Below are 6,663 nucleotides of genomic sequence, written 5' to 3' on the forward strand. Positions count from 1 at the left end.
GCCCTCGTTGCCTTCTCGACTCAAGGAGCCGTCGACGCCCATGACCCTGCCCGCCGAGTTCCACGACATCGCCAAGCGCGTCAACAACTGGGGCCGCTGGGGCGCCGAAGACGAGATCGGCACCCTCAACCTCATCACCGACGAGGTCGTCCGGGCCGCCGCGGCGGAGATCCGCAGTGGCCGCCGGATACCGCTGGCGCTCCCCCTCAAGGAGGACGGGGTGCAGGCCGGCATGATCCCCGGCCGGATCAACCCGCTGCACACGATGGTGCAGATCAACCAGGAACTCTTCGGCCCGGGCACGGTGGCGTGCAGCGACGACGCCGTGACCATGGGCCTCCAGGCCGGCACCCACTGGGACGCCCTCACGCACGTCTCGCACTCGGGCCGGATCTACAACGGCCGCCCGTCGTCCTCGATCACCGCGCACGGGCGGGCGGAGTTCAGCGGCATCGACAAGGCCGGCCACATCGTCTCGCGCGGGGTGCTGCTGGACGTGGCCCGCGCGAAGGGCGTCGACCGCCTCCCGGGCGGCCACGCCGTCACGCCCGAAGACCTCGCCGAGGCGGAGGAGTTCGGCGGGATCACGGTCCGCGCGGGGGACATCGTCCTGGTGCGCACCGGCCAGATCCAGGTCTACCTGGCGGGCGACAAGCACGGCTACGGATTCCCGTCCCCGGGCCTGTCCGTCCGTACGCCGGAGTGGTTCCACGCCCGGGACGTCGCGGCGGTCGCCAACGACACCCTCACCTTTGAGATCTTCCCGCCCGAGATCGACAACCTGTGGCTCCCGGTGCACGCCCTCGACCTCGTCGAAATGGGCATGCACCAGGGCCAGAACTGGAACCTCGAAAAGTTGTCCACAGCCTGTGCAGAAGAAAACCGGTACGCCTTCCTCCTCTCGGCGATGCCGGAACCCTTCGTCGGCGCGGTAGGCACGCCGGTCGCCCCGGTGGCCATCCTCTGACCGGTCCGGGCATCCTCACGGCCTTCGCGCCGGACGTGCGTGTTCCTCGATCGGAGCACTCGGTCCAGACGAAGGCCGCCTCCGCGTACGGCGATTACCGGACCGAGCGATTGCGTTCGACAGGGGCCTCGGGCCGACACCTGACGGCCGGACCTCCCGTTAGGAAGACGGGGTGGCGTATGCCTTGAATGTGAACTGCGGACCGCGTGTTGGCTTGGCCTTCAGGACCGGGGCGGATCTCCTTCGCCACGGGCGTGATCAGCGCCCGTGCCCCTCCCCCCACCGAGAGAGTGCGAACGCCATGCGCGCAACAGAGTCTCCAAAGTCTGCTTCCAGAAGACCCGTCCCCCTCGTGATCCGCTCGCTCCTCGGCGTCGCCGTGGCCGCGGCATCGTGCCTCATGGCCACGAGTCCCGCTGCTGCGGCGCCGGAGGACCTGGGCTTCACCAAGAGCTTCAGCGATACGCGCATCGCCGTGCGCGATCTGACATCGGTGACGTTCACCCTCACGAACAGCGCCCTGGAACCGGAGCCCGCCGGGTTCACCGACATCCTGCCCGAATCGCTGGACGCCGTCGGGCCGCTCGTGACCAGTAGCGCCTGCGACGGCACACTCACCGTGGGGCAGCACAGCATCACGCTGGAGAACGCCATGGTGCCCGCGCAGGGCAGTTGCACGTTCTCCGTCACGCTGAGCGCCAACAAGCTCGGAGTATGGGAGAACACCGCCACCCTCAGTCCTGGAGGACTCACCGCCAAGGCCTCCATCACCATCGTCGGCCCACCCGTGACCACCAAGGCGTTCGGCGCAGCCACCATCGCGGTCGGCGAGACGACCCCGCTGTCCTTCACGCTCGTAAACCCGAACACCACCGCGGCGCTCACCGGCATCGGCTTCACCGACCCGCTCCCGGCCGGTCTCGTCGTCGCCGGCCCCAACGGCGTGGCCAACAACTGCCCCAATGCCACCGTCACCGCGACGCCCGGCTCCAACAGCATCAGCGTGTCCGGTGCCACGCTCAGCCCCTCGGGCACCTGCACCATCCGCGTCAATGTGACGGCCACGTCCACGGGGATCAAGGAGAACACCACCAGTCCCGTCAGCTCGGGCCAGACACTCGCCGGGGCACCCGCCTCCGCGAGCATCACCGTCGTCACGCCGGTCACGGACCTGCGCGTCGCGCTCAGGGGCGCCCCGAACCCGTTGCGCCCCGGCAATGTCCTCACCTACACGGCCACCGTGATCAATGACGGTCCGAACCCCGCCCACCAGGTCGTACTGACCGACCAGCTGCCGGGCACGGTTACCTTCAACAGCGTCACGCCCGCCCGCGGGAGCTGCACGGCGCCCCCCGCGGGGAACTCCGGCACGGTGGTGTGCGACCTCGGCAACCTGGCTTCCGGGGCTCAGACCACCGTCAGCATCCAGGTGACGGTCGGACCCTTCACGGGGAGCACGATCACCAATACGGTCAGCGCGACCCCGGTCGGCGGGATCGAGCCCGACACCGCCGACAACACTGCCTCGTACACCGTCTCGGTGCGCTGACGGGCAGCGGCGACACGTCTGGGGCCACGAGCGGCACCGCCGGTGGCCCCAGAGCTCGATGGGAGGGCCGGAATCGCCCCGGCTGACGGTCTCCGGCATCCCCACCGAGCGCTCCCGGCAGCGGCGGCAACGTTGGCAGGGGTCCGGCGGCCAGTGCGCGTCCCACACCTGGAACCATGAGGTGTTCATGACGCGTCACCGTTCGCGCGTCATATCCCCCAGCCCAACCACCGCCTCCAGGAGGAGCGATGGCAAACCCGTACCAGGCCTACCCGCCCCCACCCCCGCCGCCGCCCGCGCCGCGCCGCTCGGGCAACAGCGTCCTCACCCTCGTGGTGGTCTTCGTGATCATCGCCGGCCTCTACGGCGCCTCCAGGGTGCTCTTCGCGGACGGCACCAAGAGCGACGCCAAGCCCTCGGCGTCGACCTCCGCCCCGGCCAAGTCCGCCGAGCCCGGCAACCCGGAGTCCTCCTCCGACACCTCCAGCTCCTGGAAGGTCGGCGACTGCGGCGGCCCGGATCCGAAGAACCAGCCCGACGGCTACCGGCCGCAGAAGTGCACCGACGCCGGCGCCACCTTCAAGGCCATCGACATCAAGGAAGCCAGCATCCTCCCCGGGTCGATCCAGTGCCCGGCCGGCACCGACCTGATGATCGAGGTGAGCATCTCCTACAACGGCGGCAAGAGCAGCGGCATCCCCACCAACACCGTCTGCGGCCGCAATCTGTCCGGCGAACACCCCGGTGACGCGGGCGCCGGCGGCGGTCAGCTGGTGAAGGGCGACTGCGTGAGCGACCAGGCCCAGGAGATCCCCTGCGCCGGTCGCGGCAAGGGCACGTACAAGGTGCTCGGCCTCGTCAAGACGAAGAGCGAGTGCCCGGCCGGCACCACCGAGCCCATGCAGCTCACCATGGCCGTCGGCCGCCCGTACGACGTGATCTGCGGGGACGACTAGGTCCCGTCCGGCCCGGACCGTCCAAGGGCGTCAAGGGCGCCCAAGGGCGTCGACATGGCGCCCCGCGTCCACCGGGTCACCCTGCATGCCCCGCCGCACACGTGGCGGCGGGGCACGACGGCACGAGCGCGCCGGGGGCCTGCGGGCCTCGGGGATGGCGATGCCTCCATCGGCTCTCGCCAACCCCCACGCCACCAGGCCTGGGGCTGTCCGCGCTCCGGGTACGGGGGGCCGGGGCCGGGGCCGGGGCCGGGTCACGATGCGGCCGACGCCGCCACGAACGCCCGGGCTTCCCGCAAGTGGGCCAGGCACCCGTCCACGTCAGCCGGCACGAGCCGGACCCACTCCCTCATCGGGTGCCCGGGACGCGTCTCACACGGCTGACCGACCCCCGCCGCGACAAGCTCGGCGACCCGTGCGGCAGGCAGCTTGACCACGACGTCCTCCTCGGTGGCGAAGGCGTAGAACTTGCCTCCGGTCTTCACCCCCAGGGAGCGCAGCATGCGGCCCCGCTCGTCGTCCGGATGTTCGGCGGACAGAGCGGCCACGGCCCGCTCGAAAAGCTCCACGCCCACCATTGTTCTCGCCGGCCAGGCCCTTCGCTCGTTCAACGGCCTCCTGATCGCCCTCGATGGCCTTCGCGTGATCGCGGGACGCACCGGCCCCTGCCGCTCACGCGTCGGCCGCGCCCGTCTCGCCCAGGATCTCCAGGTAGTGCGCGTTGTACATGATGCCCAGGACGTTGCCGAAGGGGTCGACCACCGAAGCGGTGACGAAACCGGGGCCCCGCTCCACCGGGCCCTCGTACTCCTTCGCGCCCATGGCCAGCAGCTTCTCGAAGACGGCCCGCACGTCGTCCACGTGCCAGTACACAACGGCCCCACCGGGCCCGGCCGCCGCCCCGGCGGGCGCGTACCGGCGGTCGATCAGGCCCAACTCGTGCTGGTAGTCCCCCAGCCGGAACTCGGCGTACCCGGGGCGTTCGAAGTACGCCTCCACACCCAGCAGTTCGGAATACCAACGCTTCGCCGCGTGCAGATCATCGGCCCAGAAACTGACCGTCGTAAGCCCTCGCAACACGCCCGTCCACCCCTTCGCCGCCACGAAAACCACATCCCGACCGCACACCGGCACGGCCAAGCCCGACTGTAGCCGGCAAGTAGGCCAGAACCTGGCCTACTTGAAGCGTGTCTCGCCAGAGCCGCCCCATGGCATGCCCCCGGCGGACTGGTTATGCGGGCCTGTTTGGCCATTTACCCCGCCGAACTCCTCCGAAAGTTCCGTATTCAACTCCTCCGCAAGGAGAGGCCGGACGGCAGCACCTCGTACGAGTACGACGTCTTCGGCGAACTCGCTCGGGCAGTCACCCCGGACGGAACGGTGCTGACGCGCCAGCGCGATCCCTACGGCCGCCTCGTCTCGGAAACCACCGACGGCCGAACCGTCTCCTACACGTACGACACGCTGGGCCGCCGCACCGGCCGCACCACGCCCACCGGCGCCCAGTCGCACTGGACGTACAACGCGGTCGGCCAACGCACTCACCTCACCACCTCGGGCCGCACGATCGCCTTCGAGCGCGACGCGGTGGGCCGCGAGCTCACCCGCACCATGGGCTCAGAGCCGGCCCTCACCCACGACTACGACCCCCTCGGCCGCCTCACCGACCAGCACGTAGTCGGCCAGGACGGGCGCACCCTGCAGCGCCGTGGCTACAGCTATCGCTCCGACGGCGCCCTCACCGAGATCGACGACACGCTGGCCGGTCCCCACACCTTCACCCTGGACTCGACGGCCCGGGTAACCGCCGTCAACGCGGCCAATTGGTCGGAGCGCTACGCCTACGACGAGGCCGGCAACCAGACCAGCGCCTCCTGGCCGTCCCGCCACCCAGGCAGCGATGCCCAGGGCCCACGGGAGTACCAGGGCACCCGCATCACCCGCGCCGGCGCGATCCGCTACGAACACGACGCCCTCGGCCGCACCGTCCTTCGCCAGAAGACCCGCCTCTCCCGCAAGCCCGACACCTGGCACTACAAGTGGGACGCAGAAGACCGCATGACAGGGGTCACCACCCCCGACGGCACGCGCTGGCGCTACCGCTACGACGCCCTCTCCCGCCGCACGGCCAAACAACGCCTCACCCCCACCGGCGAGGTGGCGGAGGAAACCCTCTTCACGTGGGACGGCACCACCCTGTGCGAGGAGTCCACCAGCCAGGTCACCCTCACCTGGACCCACGACGGCCTGCACCCCCTCACCCAGGCGGAACGCGTCCTCGGCACCACCGACGATCGCTTCTTCGCCATCGTCACGGACCTCATCGGCACCCCGCGCGAACTGATCGACGAATCGGGCGACATCGCCTGGCGCACCCGCTCCACCCTCTGGGGCTCCACCACCTGGACCCGCAACGCCACCGCCTACACCCCCCTCCGCTTCCCGGGCCAGTACTTCGACCCCGAAACCGGCCTCCACCACAACTACTTCCGCACCTACGACCCCGAAACCGCCCGCTACCTCTCCCCGGACCCCCTCGGCCTCACCCCCGCCCCCAACCCGGCCACGCACGTCCACAACCCCCACACGTGGTCCGATCCCCTGGGCCTTGGCCCGTGCCCAATTCCATGGACGAACCGGCCGAGTTTTGGGCCATGGGGCAGACAACAAGGACGGAAACCGCCCCCACCTGCAAATTCACACATACGAAGACTCCCCCTACAGGGGATCTATCATACGAATATTCTGGAGAAAGGTAGATGGCGAAGAATGAGACCCAAGGTCGCCAACCGCTTGACCATGTCCCGCTCGACGGTATCCGCACGACGCGAAGCAAGTTCCGATGAGCTGTACTCCTGGGTTTGGGTGTTCCCTTCACAAGACGGCACTTTTCGCGTATCGACGGTAGAAATCCCCAGAAGCGTCGTCGACAACGACGAATGCTTCTCCGAAGGAGACATTTCGCGCAGCCTTGTTGCAACCGTGCACGAATTGCCGGAAGTCGATGAGGCGGTCAGGAATCTAGGAGTAGATCCAGACACCCTCGACGCCCCATGGAAGAACGACTTCCCCTTGTGAACCGCCTTGCAGCAGGGGGGGAAAGCTCCGGAACGCAGGGGCGCGGCTAATTGACCTACCGCGCCCGATCGCGCGAACGGCGAGCCGACGGGCCGGGTGGGGTGGCGCCCCGG

General features: G+C 69.3%; 5 protein-coding genes and 1 pseudogene. 4 read left to right on the forward strand and 2 right to left on the reverse strand.

The features are described 5' to 3' along the window. Positions 1 to 40: 40 nt before the first annotated feature. The 3 genes from ACFV9H_RS31560 to ACFV9H_RS31570 all read left to right on the forward strand — a co-directional run bounded on the left by ACFV9H_RS31560 (position 41) and on the right by ACFV9H_RS31570 (position 3,472). On the forward strand, positions 41 to 967 hold the full coding sequence (locus ACFV9H_RS31560; protein ID WP_385404931.1) for a cyclase family protein: 927 nt from the start codon (positions 41 to 43) through the stop codon (positions 965 to 967). A 352-nt stretch (positions 968 to 1,319) separates the two neighbouring features. Beyond that, positions 1,320 to 2,516 (forward strand): DUF11 domain-containing protein, encoded by a 1,197-nt coding sequence (locus ACFV9H_RS31565; protein WP_385404934.1) that lies wholly within the window; start codon positions 1,320 to 1,322, stop codon positions 2,514 to 2,516. Between the two features lie 248 nt (positions 2,517 to 2,764). Beyond that, a complete protein-coding gene (locus ACFV9H_RS31570) occupies positions 2,765 to 3,472 on the forward strand; it encodes a hypothetical protein (RefSeq protein ID WP_385404937.1) in 708 nt (235 codons plus the stop codon). A 254-nt stretch (positions 3,473 to 3,726) separates the two neighbouring features. Here the strand turns inward: ACFV9H_RS31570 and ACFV9H_RS31575 are convergent, their stop codons facing one another. Next, positions 3,727 to 4,041 carry a hypothetical protein gene (locus ACFV9H_RS31575; protein ID WP_385404939.1) on the reverse strand — a complete coding sequence of 105 codons (315 nt, stop codon included), beginning with the start codon at positions 4,039 to 4,041 and terminating at the stop codon, positions 3,727 to 3,729. A gap of 103 nt (positions 4,042 to 4,144) precedes the next feature. Continuing rightward, positions 4,145 to 4,552, reverse strand: coding sequence for a VOC family protein (locus ACFV9H_RS31580; RefSeq protein ID WP_385404942.1), 408 nt, complete (start codon positions 4,550 to 4,552; stop codon positions 4,145 to 4,147). A 207-nt stretch (positions 4,553 to 4,759) separates the two neighbouring features. Between ACFV9H_RS31580 and ACFV9H_RS31585 the strand changes: the two are divergent. Then, positions 4,760 to 6,091 (forward strand): annotated as a pseudogene (locus ACFV9H_RS31585) (RHS repeat-associated core domain-containing protein); the annotation flags it as partial. Positions 6,092 to 6,663: the final 572 nt, after the last annotated feature.

Source organism: Streptomyces sp. NPDC059874, assembly GCF_042731135.1.
Taxonomy (GTDB): domain Bacteria; phylum Actinomycetota; class Actinomycetes; order Streptomycetales; family Streptomycetaceae; genus Streptomyces.